Annotated in this window: 17 protein-coding genes; 4 read left to right on the forward strand and 13 right to left on the reverse strand. The window is 44.9% G+C overall.

Annotated elements, in window-relative coordinates; translation table 11 throughout:
- Both hflD and purB read left to right on the forward strand, forming a co-directional pair.
- Positions 1 to 618 carry a high frequency lysogenization protein HflD gene (gene hflD / locus J4N43_RS09825; RefSeq protein ID WP_005378194.1) on the forward strand — a complete coding sequence of 206 codons (618 nt, stop codon included), beginning with the start codon at positions 1 to 3 and terminating at the stop codon, positions 616 to 618.
- Positions 619 to 771: 153 nt separating this feature from the next.
- Positions 772 to 2,142, forward strand: coding sequence for an adenylosuccinate lyase (purB, locus tag J4N43_RS09830; protein ID WP_005378198.1), 1,371 nt, complete (start codon positions 772 to 774; stop codon positions 2,140 to 2,142).
- Between the two features lie 133 nt (positions 2,143 to 2,275).
- Here purB and J4N43_RS09835 read toward each other — a convergent pair whose 3' ends face one another.
- From J4N43_RS09835 to htpX, 9 genes are all read right to left on the reverse strand, one after another.
- Positions 2,276 to 2,809 carry a DUF3833 domain-containing protein gene (locus J4N43_RS09835; protein WP_005378200.1) on the reverse strand — a complete coding sequence of 178 codons (534 nt, stop codon included), beginning with the start codon at positions 2,807 to 2,809 and terminating at the stop codon, positions 2,276 to 2,278.
- Positions 2,809 to 3,402, reverse strand: a complete 594-nt coding sequence (locus J4N43_RS09840; protein WP_158159616.1) for a chalcone isomerase family protein — start codon at positions 3,400 to 3,402, stop codon at positions 2,809 to 2,811. Before J4N43_RS09840 ends, J4N43_RS09835 begins: the two co-directional genes overlap by 1 nt.
- Entirely contained in the window at positions 3,362 to 3,874 is a 513-nt protein-coding gene (locus J4N43_RS09845; RefSeq protein WP_054576397.1) for a DUF2878 domain-containing protein, read from the reverse strand. Before J4N43_RS09845 ends, J4N43_RS09840 begins: the two co-directional genes overlap by 41 nt.
- A gap of 6 nt (positions 3,875 to 3,880) precedes the next feature.
- On the reverse strand, positions 3,881 to 5,137 hold the full coding sequence (locus tag J4N43_RS09850; RefSeq protein WP_158159615.1) for an SAM-dependent methyltransferase: 1,257 nt from the start codon (positions 5,135 to 5,137) through the stop codon (positions 3,881 to 3,883).
- Complete coding sequence (locus J4N43_RS09855; protein WP_025766884.1) at positions 5,131 to 5,949, reverse strand: DUF1365 domain-containing protein; 819 nt, start codon at positions 5,947 to 5,949, stop codon at positions 5,131 to 5,133. Before J4N43_RS09855 ends, J4N43_RS09850 begins: the two co-directional genes overlap by 7 nt.
- Position 5,950: 1 nt before the next feature.
- Positions 5,951 to 7,261, reverse strand: coding sequence for an NAD(P)/FAD-dependent oxidoreductase (locus J4N43_RS09860; protein ID WP_158159614.1), 1,311 nt, complete (start codon positions 7,259 to 7,261; stop codon positions 5,951 to 5,953).
- Between the two features lie 12 nt (positions 7,262 to 7,273).
- Positions 7,274 to 7,999 (reverse strand): SDR family oxidoreductase, encoded by a 726-nt coding sequence (locus tag J4N43_RS09865; protein WP_054577961.1) that lies wholly within the window; start codon positions 7,997 to 7,999, stop codon positions 7,274 to 7,276.
- Positions 7,996 to 8,415: a nuclear transport factor 2 family protein gene (locus J4N43_RS09870; RefSeq protein ID WP_158159613.1), complete on the reverse strand. Its 420-nt coding sequence runs from the start codon at positions 8,413 to 8,415 to the stop codon at positions 7,996 to 7,998. The genes J4N43_RS09865 and J4N43_RS09870 overlap by 4 nt, the downstream gene beginning before the upstream one ends.
- A gap of 210 nt (positions 8,416 to 8,625) precedes the next feature.
- On the reverse strand, positions 8,626 to 9,495 hold the full coding sequence (gene htpX, locus J4N43_RS09875) for a protease HtpX (RefSeq protein ID WP_005388085.1): 870 nt from the start codon (positions 9,493 to 9,495) through the stop codon (positions 8,626 to 8,628).
- Between the two features lie 509 nt (positions 9,496 to 10,004).
- Here htpX and J4N43_RS09880 point away from each other — a divergent pair.
- On the forward strand, positions 10,005 to 10,172 hold the full coding sequence (locus J4N43_RS09880; protein WP_005378215.1) for a hypothetical protein: 168 nt from the start codon (positions 10,005 to 10,007) through the stop codon (positions 10,170 to 10,172).
- An 81-nt stretch (positions 10,173 to 10,253) separates the two neighbouring features.
- On the opposite strand, the gene bioD is transcribed toward J4N43_RS09880, so the two are convergent.
- The 4 genes from bioD to bioB are packed head-to-tail and all read right to left on the reverse strand — an operon-like array spanning position 10,254 to position 13,948.
- Positions 10,254 to 10,940, reverse strand: coding sequence for a dethiobiotin synthase (gene bioD, locus J4N43_RS09885; protein WP_005378217.1), 687 nt, complete (start codon positions 10,938 to 10,940; stop codon positions 10,254 to 10,256).
- Positions 10,937 to 11,758, reverse strand: a complete 822-nt coding sequence (bioC, locus tag J4N43_RS09890) for a malonyl-ACP O-methyltransferase BioC (RefSeq protein ID WP_005378220.1) — start codon at positions 11,756 to 11,758, stop codon at positions 10,937 to 10,939. Before bioC ends, bioD begins: the two co-directional genes overlap by 4 nt.
- Entirely contained in the window at positions 11,758 to 12,909 is a 1,152-nt protein-coding gene (bioF, locus tag J4N43_RS09895) for an 8-amino-7-oxononanoate synthase (RefSeq protein ID WP_053349495.1), read from the reverse strand. Before bioF ends, bioC begins: the two co-directional genes overlap by 1 nt.
- A complete protein-coding gene (gene bioB / locus J4N43_RS09900) occupies positions 12,896 to 13,948 on the reverse strand; it encodes a biotin synthase BioB (RefSeq protein ID WP_005378222.1) in 1,053 nt (350 codons plus the stop codon). The genes bioF and bioB overlap by 14 nt, the downstream gene beginning before the upstream one ends.
- 130 nt (positions 13,949 to 14,078) lie before the next feature.
- Here bioB and bioA point away from each other — a divergent pair, with 130 nt between their 5' ends.
- Positions 14,079 to 15,359 carry an adenosylmethionine--8-amino-7-oxononanoate transaminase gene (gene bioA / locus J4N43_RS09905; RefSeq protein WP_033905079.1) on the forward strand — a complete coding sequence of 427 codons (1,281 nt, stop codon included), beginning with the start codon at positions 14,079 to 14,081 and terminating at the stop codon, positions 15,357 to 15,359.
- Positions 15,360 to 15,400: the final 41 nt, after the last annotated feature.

Here is a 15,400-nt window from a genome sequence, read left to right on the forward strand (position 1 = left end):
GTGGCGAATACACTTTATGACCGTACTATCGCTTTCGCTGGGATTTGCCAAGCTGTTGCTTTAGTTCAACAGGTAGCGAGAAACGGACATTGTGATCAAGATGCTTTTGAAACATCAATCAACGCTATTTTGAGCACGAACCCTGCTAACACAGTTGGCGTATTCGGTCGCGAAGCCGATCTAAAGCTCGGCCTAGAATGCTTGGTTAAAGGGATTGATAGCACACCATCAGGCAGTGAAATTACTCGTTACATTATTAGTTTAATGGCGTTAGAGCGTAAGTTAAGCTCTCGTAACGATGCTATGTCTCAGCTTGGTGATCGTATTCAAATGGCCAAGCGTCAGTCAGAGCACTTTGAGCTACTAGACGATCAAATGATCAGCAATTTAGCGAGCATCTATCTGGATGTCGTTAGCCCTATTGGCCCACGCATTCAAGTAACGGGCACGCCATCTGTACTGCAGCAGACGGCAAGCCAACACAAAGTTCGTGCGCTGTTGTTATCTGGCATTCGTAGTGCAGTTCTTTGGCGTCAAGTTGGTGGTAAGCGTCGCCACCTAATCTTCGGGCGCAAGAAGATGGTAGAGCAAGCACAAATCCTTCTTGCTCGTCTGTAGTAAAATATCAAATAAGCAGCTCGCGTTTATCGCGAGCTCATTTTTTTCGACTAAAACAAATCTCGCGCAAACGTTTGCGCAATATTCGTGACAATTGCCACAGTTATTGGTATAAAGCTCACGAAATTTAGAAACCCAATTCAGGAGAACATCATGGAACTGTCAGCATTGACTGCTGTTTCACCAGTAGACGGCCGTTACGGAAGCAAGACAATTGCGTTACGCGAAATTTTCAGTGAATACGGTCTACTAAAGTACCGTACTATCGTTGAAATCCGCTGGCTACAAAAGCTTGCTGCTACTGCTGAAATTGCAGAAGTGCCAGCGTTTAGCGCAGAAGCAAACCAATTCCTAGACGACCTTGCTGCAAACTTCTCTGAAGAAGATGCACGCCGTATCAAAGAGATCGAGCGTACAACTAACCACGACGTAAAAGCGGTTGAGTACTTCCTAAAAGAGAAAGTAGCAGACGTTCCTGAACTGCACGCAGTAAACGAGTTCTTCCACTTCGCATGTACTTCTGAAGACATCAACAACACATCACACGCTCTAATGCTTAAAGAAGCGCGTGAGAACGTGATTCTTCCAGAAATCCGTAACCTAATCGACGCTATCAAAGCACTAGCAGTGGAATACCGCGACATTCCTCTTCTATCTCGTACACACGGTCAGCCTGCTTCTCCATCTACTATGGGTAAAGAAATGGCAAACGTGGCGTACCGTATGGAGCGTCAATTCAAGCAAATCGAAAACGTTGAGATCCTAGCGAAAATCAACGGTGCAGTAGGTAACTACAATGCACACCTTTCTGCTTACCCAGAGCTAGATTGGCACAAGTTCTCTGAAGAGTTCATCACAGAGTCTCTAGGCGTAACTTGGAACCCTTACACAACTCAAATCGAACCGCACGATTACATCGCTGAGCTGTTCGATGCTATCGCTCGTTTCAACACTATCCTGATTGACTTCGACCGTGACGTTTGGGGTTACATTGCACTAGGCCACTTCAAGCAAAAAACTATTGCGGGTGAGATCGGTTCTTCAACAATGCCTCACAAAGTTAACCCAATCGACTTTGAAAACTCAGAAGGTAACCTAGGTCTTGCGAACGCTGTATTCGGCCACCTAGCACAGAAACTGCCTATCTCTCGTTGGCAACGTGACCTAACTGACTCAACGGTTCTACGTAACCTTGGTGTTGGTGTTGGCTACGCTATCATCGCTTACACTTCTACGCTTAAAGGCATCAGCAAGCTAGAAGTAAACCGTGAAGCGCTTCTTGCTGAACTAGACAAGAACTGGGAAGTACTAGCAGAGCCAGTACAAACAGTTATGCGTCGTTACGGCATCGAGAAGCCATACGAGAAGCTGAAAGAGCTAACTCGTGGTAAGCGTGTAGACGGCGAAGCAATGCGTAACTTCATCGACGGTCTTGAGCTTCCTGAGCACGAGAAAGCACGTCTGAAAGAGATGACGCCAGCGAACTATATCGGTCAAGCAATCGAGCTGACAGATAAGCTGTAATCCTCCTGTAACGACCAGATACCTAAAAGGTTGACGCGAAAGCGTCAACCTTTTTTAGTTAGGAGAGTTAGGTCGGGAGAAAATAATTTTAGTTATATGGAATGGATTATTAATTGAAGATCAGCCCCATTTGTTATGGCTGCTTTTGGAAGAACAAGGTTATTGTTCCTACTTCCACACCAAACTTTTTTATTTTCGTTAGATTGAAAACGTGTCTGTCATCCTGACGATAAAGCCAATCATCAAAAGCAACCGTCACTGATGAATCCTCCATTTGTAGCTCAAAGTCATATTGCCACTGTAGCGCATTGCCCTGCTCTTCCCCTGTTGCTACACCTATAATATCGTCTGCCTTACCTTCATAACTACCGTCTTCTAATCTAGTGATAACCCAAATTCGCTGGTCCACCTCTCCGTCATCAAACACGAAGTCTTCCACCAGCGTCAGCGTATCACCTTCTACAGTACCCACTATATCGACTTCAAAGCGACGGGTTTGCTGTTCGGTATAATCTTGCACCATCCCCCACGCCTTTATGTCGCCTTCGAAATAACCGAATACGTCAAAAGTCGGTGTAGAAGAGCGGTAATTATCAATGTCTGCGGAACATGCCGAAAGAAAAACAGCTGCCACTAAAGTCGCTGATTTAAAAATTCGTTTAAGCACTATCTAACCTGCCCTATCAATTGTTTTCGGAGTTTCGGGAATTCTGTGTTGGGTGATAACCATATAGCCAAAAATGCATCGTTCATTCGTTCGTCTTCAATGATGCCAACGTTCTTTACTTGCACGTCCCCAACCTGCTTATAAAACAGCTGACCAGATTTTCCATCTGTTAGATAAGTAAGCTCGTCACCTTTTTGAATATCAAAAAACATACGATCGAGCTCGCTGATCCAAGTTTTTCGATATGAGTCAGTAAAACCCAGTTTCGCCCACTGCTCATCCGTCACATCAAGCAGCTGTTGCTTACTGATGTCTCTCTTGTAATTAATTTCCAATGCAAGGGGATGTGGCGATACGTCATCGCTTACGATGAACTTTCCATCAGGCGCTTTTAATCTTGAGTGATAAATATCGAAGATGAACCAAGTAAGTTGGGCTTCTCCAACAGTTTTCCACCCCTTCCAATTCGCAATGTTGCTGGCAGCTTCGCTATTTCCAACAGGTTGAGCTTGCAGAGCAAAAGAACCAGTTACTATTACCAACGCAAGCAACCTAGTCAGTCTCTGAGTTAAGTCTCTCTTCAAGCTTTTCATTTCCGTACACCTTGAGTATCAAGAGCATCATGACGCACCATTCGACAAACAACATTGCCAGTGTAGCGCCAGTGCTGAATCCAAATTCAACGGCTTGGAGTTTATGGCCAGCAAAGTAGCTCGCCGTTCCTCCGAGTCCGCCTACTATTGATACGTAGGTTTTTGGGAAACGGTACAAAATTGACTTGAGTTGATAGGCATACCAGGCGAACAGAACCCAAAGGCACAAAAGCCAAAGGGGTAACCATTGAGTGGCAAACATGAAAATTGAAAATTGCTGATTTAATGTATCAAGCACGAGACCAATCGTGGCGATCACACCAATACTTTTGAGCGAAGATGCGTCAGTTTTCAAACAATATAGTAGGGTTGCCAAAGTAAGGAATAACGTCACCCATTGCCATTGATAGGTTCCAAGCACCGCTGCAAACCAGCAGAGTTGGAACCATGTCGAAGCAAGAAATACCTTCATAACGAACTACGGGCGTTGAAACGTCATGTGAACTGCACTGATCGTGCGAGCCAAAAAGCCACCTTCACAGTAGCTCAAATAGTAGCGCCACATACGCACAAAGCGGTCGTCGTAGCCAAACGAGCGCACTTCACTCTCTGCTCGATTAAAACGAAGGTGCCATTCGTTCAGCGTCTTGGCGTAGTCCAAACCAATATCGAACAAGTCTCGCGTCACTAAGTCACTGTACTTTGTTGTTGCTTGGGTTAGTGAGGTTACCGACGGTAAAAAACCACCCGGGAAAATGTACTTTTGGATAAAGTCGACGTTGTTACTGTAGTAATCGTAACGCTGATCGGCAATCGTAATCGCTTGAATCGCCATCACGCCACCGGACTTTAATAAAGACTCACAGACCTTAATGTACGAAGGCAGGAATTGTTTGCCCACAGCTTCAATCATTTCAATAGAAACGAGCTTGTCATAAGTTCCGGTTAGGTTTCGGTAATCTTCTTTGAGTAGAGTGATTTTGTCTTCTAAGCCACGCTCTTTGATTTTTTGCTCCGCGTACGCGTGTTGCTCTTCAGATATCGTTGTTGTGGTGACCTGACAACCGTATTGTTCTGCCATGTAAATCGCCATAGCGCCCCACCCAGTGCCAATTTCAACAACATGATCAGTGGGCTTCAGCTCAAGTTGCTGACATAGACGATCCATTTTGTTGATTTGAGCCTGCTCTAGAGAGTCATCCGCATGATTGTAAAGCGCCGACGAGTACAGCATATTGGTGTCAAGGAACGCTTCGTATAGGTTGTTACCCAAGTCGTAATGCGCATGGATATTTTTACGTGAGTTCTCTTCAGAGTTTCTGTTTGACCAATGGCTGAACTTGTACAGTATTTTAGTCAACCAACTGCCTTGCTCTTCGAGTTTATCTAGAGCACGCATGTTAAGGGCCATCAGCTTCATTAATGAGGTTAAATCGGGGCTATCCCACCACCCATCCATATAAGCCTCACCAGCAGCAATACTGCCGCCCTGCAAGATCCGTGAATAAAAACCTGGATGTTTTACCTCTATAGTAGCGACAACAGGTTGACCACTGTACTCCCCATTTGGCGCACTAAAACGCTCGCTTCGCTCTGTCGTTTCCGTCTTAAAACTTTCAATAACTGTTAAGCAGCCGATTTCCATTTTTTGCAGACATTGAAAAATAACTCCGCGAGCCGCTTTTTGCGTTGTAGTCAATTTACGCGGCAATGTCATAGAACTAGTATTTAACATGCAGAATTCTCCTTGTGCTTTTTATTTTTTTTGTCTGTTTTTTCAGTATCGGCTTCTATTTCTTCATGCGTTGAATATTTAGGATGAGAATAAAAAGGTGCGCCTTTCACCCAAAGTTTTAATGCGTGCCAATAAATACCAACCATTACTTTTACCGTTTGTATTGGTGTAACGATCAAACACCTCAATAAGGTTTTGCTTGAAAGTGGCTTGGCTTTCATAACCATGGTGGCATCAAAGTGTTTCTCTCCTTTGTGACATTCAAGATGAATATTCAACTTGTCTGTCAAAGGTTTAATTCTCCAGCGGTAGAGTTGGTCAATCGGGTTGAATGGTGAAACATGGAATGCTTTAACTTGTTCCCAACCAAACTTTTCTTCTTCTTTATCTGCTGACACCACGTAGTAATGTCGTTCATTCCAAGGAGTGTTACTCACCTCTGCGAGGAGATACTTCCATTCTCCTTCCGCGTTATAAACGTAGTAGAAATTAACGGGACTGAAATAAAGTCCTAGATAACGCAAGTGACAGACTGCGATTACCTTGCCGGTACAGCGAACACCTGTCAGTTCTTCAATTTTGCTGTGCACTGCCGACTTGACGCTACCTTCACCAATGTAATCACTGCGCTTGAAGCGAGCCCAATGCCACCAACGCGAACCAAAACCCCATACTTTTTTCTCTAAAGCATCGATCTCGTCTACATCAATGGCGGGCATAAATAAAGAGTAGTTCAACTCATGATTCACCGGCGTGAATCGACGGTGACGAACGTTGCCTATAAACAATCGGCTGTTCATTTGGCTATCCATATCACGCTGCGCCTTTTTCGAAAGGAACCACATTTTGTTCGCGGTACTTTTCTTCTAGTTCTTTCACAACATCAAGCGCGCTACGCACGCCATCTTCATGAAAACCGTTGTACCAATAAGCGCCGCAGAACCAGGTACTTTGTTTACCCTGTATCTCATTTTTGCGCTGCTGCGCTGCAATAGACTCAGTGGTGAATACTGGATGATGATAAGTTAACGAACGCAAGACTTTATTTGAGTTAATTTGCTCAGTACTATTCAACGTTACACAAAACGTGTGTTCTGATTGAATATGCTGAAGAATGTTCATGTTATAAGTGAGCGAAGGGAGGCGTTGCTGTTCCTCCTCACTGCCTTCCAATAGGTAGTTCCATGATGCCCATGCTGCCTTACGTTTTGGTAGTACGGCAGAGTCGGTATGAAGAACAACTTCATTTGCTTGGTATGTCATATCCCCCAAGATTTCCTGCTCAATTGGGCTGATATCCTCTAGCATTCTCATTGCTTGATCACTGTGACAAGCAAAGATAACGTCATCAAACCAATGCGTTTCTCCGCGAACTTGAACGCCAACCCCTTTTTCGTTGCGAACCACTTTTTCGACAGGACTATTAAGACGAATATTCTCGGCAAAGCCTTTGGTCAATGGTGGAATGTATGAACGTGAACCACCTTTAATCACATACCATTGTGGTCGGTTAGTCACATCTAGCAGACCGTGGTTGAGGAAGAAACGTAAGAAGAACATAAGAGGGAATGCGCGCATGTCAGCTAAAGTCGACGACCAAATCGCAGCACCCATCGGTAAAATGTAGTTATCGGTAAAGAAAGCACTGAATTTGTGTTCGTCAAGGAACTCACCTAACGTCTGAGAGTGCGTGGACTGCTCGCTAGCGAAGCGCTTGGCAAGTTTATTGAAACGAAGTATCTCGAAGATAAATCGATAAAATTTAGGGTTTGCCCAGTTACGTTTTTGAGCAAACAATGTCGACACTGTGTGGCCGTTGTACTCTAGTCCGTTCCCATCATTTCTGACACTGAAGCTCATTTGAGTCGGCAGACCTTCAACGCCAATCTCGCTCATCATTTTAATGAAATTAGGGTACGTACGATCGTTATAGACGATGAACCCAGTGTCTATCGCGTATTCTCTACCATCAAGGCTCACATCAACGGTTGCAGTATGGCCACCGATGTAATCGTTCGCTTCAAAAAGCGTTACATCATGTTCTTTATGCAAGTAATAACCACAAGTAAGGCCAGAGATTCCCGTTCCCACAATCGCTATCTTCTTTCTTCCTGCTGTTTTCATTTTTATTCCTTCTTATGATACGAGTTTAGCAGTTAGGCGAGCTTGCCAACTGTATGGAAGTAACGAGATAAAACGTAAAATACTGGTAAATCTCGCTGGGAAATAGATATAGGTCTTGTTGGCGGCTAACTGCTTCCTGATAGAGTCCGACGCTTGCTGAGTAGAAATGATCATTGGCATTTCGAAGTCGTTTTTGTCAGTCAACGGCGTTTCAACAAAACCAGGAAACACCGTTACCACTTTGATCCCTTTCTTTTTCAAGTCGACGGCGAGCGTGCGTGCAAAATAACTGACTGCCGCTTTGGATGCGCCGTAAGCTTCTGCACGAGGCAGTGCCACTTCTGATGCGATAGAGCCAACAATAACAATGCGGTGCCCTCTCTCTAAATGTACTTGGCAGCCTTCAACGCAGTTGGCAACACCGACAACATTTACGTTCATCACACGCGCCATGAGTTTCGCGTCGACCACTCCCTCATCCATGTACTCACAATCGCCTGCGTTAAAAACCCATGTGTTTGGCGTAAAGGGCAAATTAGAGAGCGCCTGCTGAGTTTCCTCATAATTTGTCACATCAAACTGCAATGTATGAATTTTGGAAGAAACTGCCTCCAGTTCTGCAAGAACATCTTGATTCCGACCACAAGCAATCACATTCCATTCTGAGGTCGCGTAATCTAGGGCAAGCTGTCTTCCTATTCCGGAGGTGGCGCCTGTGATTAAAATGGTGTTGTTCATTGTCCTAACCTCTGCTTGATGGTTTTAACGACTGAACCAAGTAATGGTAAATGCTCATAGAGCATCTCTCCGAGATCAAAATAGTCTCGGTGATAAATGACCTGACCTTCGCTAAATTTGAGGTGCGAAACACCATTGACGATAATAGGCGCACCCTTCTGAAGTTTGGGATGCTGAAGGTCCATTGTCCAAGTTAGGAAGCCTGTATCTCCGACTTGTTGATGCTCATGGATTACAAAATCACAACTGATGACGTTGGCATATAATGAGGTGAAATAATCCGAAAGTGCTGGCCATCCTTCTAAACGATGCGCTGCGTCCTCAAATACTACATCTTGGTGATATATATCCTTAAGCAGATGTAAGTTCGCTTTGTTGAGCTTTTGATAGATATTGCCAACAGACTGTATGTCCATTTTTTACTCCTACACGCCCATTAAGTTGTACAAAATTATTATATGTACAAGATAGTTCATTCCTCCAAAGTTGTACAAAAATAATTTTGTATAACTTTATTTCTGTAAGTAGTACGTGATGAAGTTCGCACGCGATCAATCGGCGAAAAAAAAAGGCTTGGTCAAAACCAAGCCTTTTCAGCAGATTAACAATTATTTAAGTAGGAACAATTAGTATTGCTGGCCTCGCAACGCTGCAATACGTTTATCTAGCGGAGGGTGGCTCATTAGTAGCTCAGTCAGCGACTGCTTGCCATTGATACCAAACGCCATCATGGTGCCATCCAGTTGAGATTCATGACTCACCTTCAAACGCTCTAGAGCCGCAATCATTTTTTCTTTGCCAACGAGGCGCGCAGCACCTGCGTCCGCGTGGAATTCGCGATGACGGCTGTACCACATAGTCAAGAAGCTAGCTAGGAAACCAAATACCAGTTCAAGCACCATGGATACGCCAAAGTAAACCATCATATTTGTACCTTGGCCTTCTTCATCATCGTTCGATGCCACGATATTGGCAATAAAGCGTGATAGGAAGATAACAAACGTGTTCACGACACCTTGCATCAACGTCATCGTGACCATATCACCATTTGCAATATGGCTCACTTCGTGTGCAAGTACTGCCTCTGCCTCATCACGAGTCATATTGTGTAAAAGACCGGTAGAAACTGCGACAAGAGAGTCATCTCGTTTTGCACCTGTCGCAAATGCATTGATGTCTGGTGAATCATAAATAGCCACCGTTGGCATACCAATACCCACTTGTTGAGCTTGACGACCCACAGTTTCGACTAACCAATGCTCCGTTTCGTTGCGCGGGCTTTCAATGACCATACCACCAACCGAGCGTAGCGCCATACCCTTTGACATCATCAACGAAATAAATGCGCCACCAAAACCAAATACAGCAGCCATTACAAGTAAACCTGACAGACTGCCTGGTTGCATTCCAGTTACAGCGTAAACAATATTCAGAACAACACTAAGCACTAGCACGACAGCTAGGTTAGTTGCTAGGAATAACATAATTCGCTTCATTACTTTTCTCCGAGGAAGCTTATCGTTTTTTTAAAACGGATTGTTATAAGGAACAAATGGTAATCGCTATAAAAGCCAATTCCGTTGATTTTCATGTTCCGTACGTTATAGATATAGTCTATCCGCGATAAAAACAAGGTTAAGCAATAAATTGCAACATTTGTTTTCGGGACTGAAATATTTGATTCAAGCGATTTCAAAACATACTTTGGTAGGAGCTGGAACCTCCGTTCATATACATTTATCAAAATGATAAAATAAGCTCTGAGCTACCCATCATCTATTGATAGATGATCTTGGTGTTAAATCTATCACCTCTTCGCAACTTAGCTAGAAATTTTTTAATAGACCAAAAACAGTACGTTAGCTCTGCTATAGACTTTGGTCTTATTGTGCGGCTACATGGACATGCTAAATTCGAATGAGATGAACAAAACAGAGCCACTCTAAGTACATTGCAAAAAGTGCATTGGGTGAGCTCAAAAACTCCATGTATTGAGGGAAAAACCATGGTAGAAACTAACGACTATCAAATGGCTATTGATTTACTACGTTGTCACCTAGGCATCTCAGAGGACGAGGCAAAGCAACAACTTGGTATTTCAACCGATCATCATATGTCTCAGCGTGTTGCAGAAACACAACAAGCATTGATGGGGCTCAGCCAAGATAAGTAATCTGACTTTTTAGGTTACACCAACAAGAAAGGGCTGCATTGCGCAGCCCTTTGGTTTTTTAGTCTTTTATCCTAAACACCATTAGTCAGTGTTTAGCAACGGCTCTACATTAATGTACTTGCCTAGCTCTTTGCGTTTAGCACTTGGAATATATGGAATTTCCCCAAGCTTAGGTGCATCGATACGTGCTTCTAGCATCTCGATAATGTCAGCGTAGTGCTCTGTGCCTGGGTTGACGCGGTTTGCCACCCAGCCAACAAGATTCAAACCATCCGCTTTAATACTCTCCGCTGTGAGTAAAGCGTGGCTCAAGCAGCCTAATTTAATGCCAACCACCAGTACAACAGGTAACTGCTCTTCTTTTACCCATGTAGATAAACAGTCCGTATCGGATACTGGCACACGCCAGCCTCCAGCACCTTCAACGAGAACAACATCGGCTTGCTGCTTATGTTGAGCCAGTTTTTGACTCAGAACATCGTAACTTATTTCGACATGTTCATGCTTCGCTGCAATGTGGGGAGAAGCAGGCAACTCTAAAGCGTATGGGTTCACATCATCATAGGCCACATCGAGTGTTGCGGCGTCTTGTAAGTGTAAAGCATCAGAGTTACGCCATCCGGCTTCAGTCTTGTCACTCCCTGCTGCCACTGGCTTATAACCAATAGTGTTTAGTCCTTTTGCAGCGATCGCTTGCAAAATGGCTTTAGACGCTACCGTCTTTCCAACATCAGTATCCGTACCAGCAATAAAAAAAGCATCAATCATAGATGTATTACTCCAAAACAAACCTGATAACTTGCAGGTAGAAGACCTTGATCGTTTTTAAACGCTTGGTACGCATGCTCAACTTTTAACAAAGTCTCGCGACTAGTTAAACCGTGTGAGCGCCCGCTTACGTGATTTGCACCTATACCTTTGAGGTCACGCATAACTGAAAATGCAGAGTCGTACCAAACTGTGATGGTGGTCAAGTCTAGTTGATGGCTGTCACATCGAGATTGCGCTAACGCAATTTTTACCTGATTGAGCGTTAGAAAGTTATTGACGTGTTGATATGCATCAATTTTTTCCCATGATGCACGCAGCTCATACAGTGATCCATCAACCAGTGTAGAGAACCACGCTTTCCCACCATTTTTTAGCACGCGGCGCACTTCTTTTAGTGGGTAACTTAAATCTGTACACCATTGCAGCGCTAAACTTGAAAACACGTAATCGAAGCTATCATCGTCAAATGGTAAGTTTTCAGCATCAGCAACTTGGTAATGCATTCGTACTGCACCACAACGCTGCTCTGCTTTATCTAACATGGCTTGAGAGATATCGCCGCAGACTACTTCCGCACCGCGTTGTTGAAGTAGTTGGGAGAAATAACCCGTGCCACAACCTAAATCCAATACACGTTTTCCCGTCAAGTTTTCAGGAAGTTTATCAAGCAGCTGATGCCCGACATCACGTTGAAAAGCCGCATGTTTATCGTATGTTTCTGCTGCTTTACCAAACGAAGAGGCAATCGCGTCTTTATCTTGATGGAGACTCTCTAACGCGAGCGTTTGCGCTAATGCGGTAGTTGCATTATCCATTACAGCGCTCCTAATGCTTGCTTCAATGCGATTGAAAGCGTTTTAACTTGTTCATTAGTGTGATTGGCAGTGAGTGTGATTCGAAGACGAGACGTTCCTTTAGGCACCGTCGGAGGGCGAATAGCAGTCACCCAAATACCGTTTTGGCGACAAGCTCCTGCTACTCGCAAAGCCAATTCAGATTCACCAATCAAAAAGGGCTTAATCGAAGTTTGAGTCTCAACAAACCCCTCAAGGTCGCTAAGACTATCTCGATATACTTCACTAAGCTCAGAGAGCTTTTCACGTCGCCAAGACTGCTCTTGAACCATCGAGACTGCATGAGTCAACGCATACGCTTGTGCTGGCGGTATCGCCGTGGAATACACATGGTGACGAGCAAACTGAGTTAAAAAGTCCCCCGTTGCGTGGTCACATAAAATAGCTGCGCCAGACGTACCAAACGCTTTACCGAAGGTAACGACCAATAACTCAGGCTTAACCGCGGCAAGCTCGCAAGAGCCACCACCGGATTGACCAAGAACGCCAATACCATGAGCGTCATCGACAGCAAACCAAGCATCATGACTGCGAGTGACTTCAGCTATATCACTGAGCGGCGCACAGTCGCCGTCCATGCTGAATACCCCTTCAGTCACAACTAGGTGGTTGTCTTCGCTATTAATCAGCGACTTTAGGTGCTCGATGTCATTGTGTTTGAAGCGCTTCATCTTAGCTGGTGACAACGCCCCCGCTTCCATCAGTGAGGCATGGTTCAAACGGTCTTGGATCAATACGTCTGATTTTTCCAACAAGGTGAACAACAAGGCTTGATTAGCACTGAATCCAGAACCAAACAGAATTGCTCTGTCGTAACCCAACCATTCGGTCAGTGCGGCTTCTAAATTGCTGTGCGCGGCACTAAAGCCAGTCACCATCGGCGATGCTCCACTGCCACTACCATATACGCTTAAACCTTGCTGCCAAGCCCGAACAAGCGCTTGGTCATTAGCCAATCCCAAATAATCATTACTTGAGAAATTAATGTAGCGTCTACCTTCGTGTTCCAAAACGGACTGGTTACCGGCAAACACCACATTCATAGAACGATTCAACCCTTGCGTTTTACGCTCAGCAAGGGCGGACTCGATACGAGATTTAAACGCTGGCATCGTAGAAAAGGTCGTCTTTTGTCGGACGGGCAGCAACGCGCTCTACGACGCGATCGAGTAACTCGTTTTCTTCGATTTCATCAGGCTTTTGAGACACCTCTTGGCTGTTAATACCGAGCTTGTTGAACAGCATCATGTCTTTGTCTTCAGAAGGGTTTGGCGTGGTCAGAAGCTTGCAGCCATAGAAAACGGAGTTTGCACCCGCCATAAAACACAGCGCTTGCATTTGTTCGTTCATGTTTTCACGGCCAGCGGATAAACGAACGGCTGATTGAGGCATCATGATTCGTGCAATCGCAATCAGGCGAATGAAATCGAAAGGCTCAACATCATCCACTTCTTCCAGTGGTGTCCCCTTTACCTTCACGAGCATGTTGATTGGAACGCTTTCAGGGTGTACCGGTAAGTTAGCCAATTCAACCAACAAACCAGCTCGGTCGTTAGCACTTTCACCCATGCCGATGATGCCACCGGAACAAATCTTCATGCCAGCATCACGAACGTGAGACAAAGTATCTAAACGGTCTTGGTAAGTACGTGTGGTAATGATGTTGCCGTAAAATTCAGGTGAGGTATCTAGGTTGTGGTTGTAGTAATCCAGACCTGCGGTTGCCAATTGCTTTGCTTGATCTGGCGTCAACATGCCTAATGTCATACACGTTTCTAAACCCATGCCCTTCACGCCTTTGATCATGTCGGTCAAATGTGGCATGTCACGCTCTTTCGGGTTTTTCCATGCTGCGCCCATACAGAATCGAGTAGAACCAGCATTTTTGGCTTTTTGCGCAGCATCGAGTACGCGTTCTACTTCCATCAGACGCTCTTTTTCGATGTCTGTGGTGTAACGAGCACTCTGAGGACAGTACTTACAATCTTCTGGACAAGCACCTGTCTTAATCGACAGAAGCGTGCTTACTTGAACATGGTTGGTTTGTTGATATTGACGATGTACAAGCTGCGCTTCGAATAGGAGATCCATGAATGGTTTTTCCATGAGATCGCGCACTTCAGCATGCGTCCAGTTATGACGAACTTCCACGTGTATTCCTTTAGTCACTTTTGTTGTTGTGTTGACAGTCTACTGAGTCTCGATAAACTGTCAACACAACACAAAAGAGCAAAGTTTACACCTGTTTATTTTTTAACCTCAATTACTATTGGAATCGCACATGGATCTCGCCTTCGACCGCCAGCATATCTGGCATCCTTACACTTCTACATTGACACCTCTGACCTGCTACCCAGTGGCATCGGCAAATGGTGTGCACATTAAATTGGAAGATGGTACTGAGCTGGTCGATGGCATGTCTTCTTGGTGGTCGACGATCCACGGCTATAACCATCCGCACTTAAATCAAGCCGCTCACCAGCAAATCGATAAGGTCTCTCACGTGATGTTTGGCGGGATTACCCACCAGCCAGCAATCAGTTTGTGTAAGAAGTTGCTATCCCTAGCACCAAGTAATCTTGAACATGTATTCCTTGCCGATTCAGGCTCTGTTGCCGTAGAAGTCAGCTTAAAAATGGCACTTCAATATTGGCATGCAAAAGGCGAACGCCGACCGAAGTTTCTTACTTTGCGACACGGTTATCACGGCGATACGTTTGCGGCGATGTCGGTCACCGATCCTGACAACTCAATGCACTCTCTCTACAAAGGCTTTTTGCCTGAGCATATCTTTGCGGAGTCACCAACTTGTGGTTATTGGGATGAATGGAAGCCAGAAGACCTTACCGACTTCGAGCACAAGATTGAGACGCACCATCAAGAACTTGCTGCGGTGATCCTAGAGCCTATCGTTCAAGGCGCAGGTGGCATGCGTATCTACCATCCAGAATTTCTCAAAGGCGTGCGTAGACTTTGCGACAAATACGGTCTGTTATTGATTGCAGATGAGATCGCTACCGGTTTTGGACGCACAGGTAAATTGTTTGCCTGCGAACATGCGGATATTCAACCAGACATTCTGTGTGTCGGGAAAGCACTTACTGGCGGCTACATGACCCTCTCTGCGACCCTCGCGAGCAAACACGTAGCAGACACTGTTTGTGGTGGTGATGCTGGTTGTTTTATGCACGGTCCAACCTTTATGGGGAATCCACTCGCTTGTGCCGTAGCTACTGCAAGTTTGGAATTGATCGAGCAAGGTGATTGGAAGCAACAAACCCAACAAATTGAAACGCTGTTTTCTGAGTTACTACCAAAACTTGAAGAATACGACTTGGTGAAAAACACCCGTTGGTTGGGTGCTATTGGCGTAGTGGAGACGCTTCGCCCTGTGAATATGGAAACCATCCAAGCCTTGTTTGTTGAACACGGAGTGTGGATTCGTCCATTTGGCAAACTGATTTATATGATGCCGCCGTTCATCAGCAAGCCGGAAGATATTGAGAAGCTAGTTAACGCGATTGATGCGGCGTTGCAACGTAAAGACTGCTTCGCTTCATAGTCCAATTCAATACGAAAACGGTTTGAGTATGAGACTCAAAC

The sequence above is a fragment of the Vibrio sp. SCSIO 43009 genome, from assembly GCF_023716525.1.
In the GTDB taxonomy this organism is placed as follows: domain Bacteria; phylum Pseudomonadota; class Gammaproteobacteria; order Enterobacterales; family Vibrionaceae; genus Vibrio; species Vibrio alginolyticus.